The organism is Bartonella capreoli (assembly GCF_902813205.1).
GTDB classification, from domain to species: domain Bacteria; phylum Pseudomonadota; class Alphaproteobacteria; order Rhizobiales; family Rhizobiaceae; genus Bartonella; species Bartonella schoenbuchensis.
Genome location: NZ_CADDZX010000408.1, coordinates 1 through 382, shown reverse-complemented (window position 1 = coordinate 382; position 382 = coordinate 1). Strand labels below are relative to the sequence as shown.

Annotated in this window: 2 pseudogenes; both read right to left on the bottom strand. The window is 38.7% G+C overall.

The annotated features are described in order from the left end of the window. Nucleotides 1–166, bottom strand: a pseudogene (locus J7R05_RS09030) (FAD-dependent oxidoreductase); the annotation flags it as partial. A 4-nt stretch (nucleotides 167–170) separates the two neighbouring features. Continuing rightward, a pseudogene (locus J7R05_RS09025) lies at nucleotides 171–382 on the bottom strand (phosphomethylpyrimidine synthase ThiC); the annotation flags it as partial.

Sequence of the window (382 nt, the reverse complement as noted above, 5' to 3'; positions counted from 1 at the left end):
TTTCTCTTTCACAGTAAGGCGCTAGCATTCCGCCTGCATACCAACTAGCAGTTCCTATAGGAGAGTGAGGAGGAGCTGATAGAGTAACAGAAATTCCTTATTGTTGCAGCATAAAGGCAACAGTTAATCCCCCTACACCTGCACCTTTAATAAGAATGTTCTTCAATTGTTTACTCGTTTTTTTGAGCAGAAATAGCATCTACATAAAGGTCACCATTTTTTTGATATTTCTCAGCCATAGCATTCATACCTTCATCTTTTGTTTTCCTTATTGCTACTGCCTCACGAATATCGTGGGAAATACGCATAGAACAGAATTTTGGTCCACACATGGAACAAAAATGCACCAATTTATGGGCTTCTTTAGGCATTGTTTCATCAT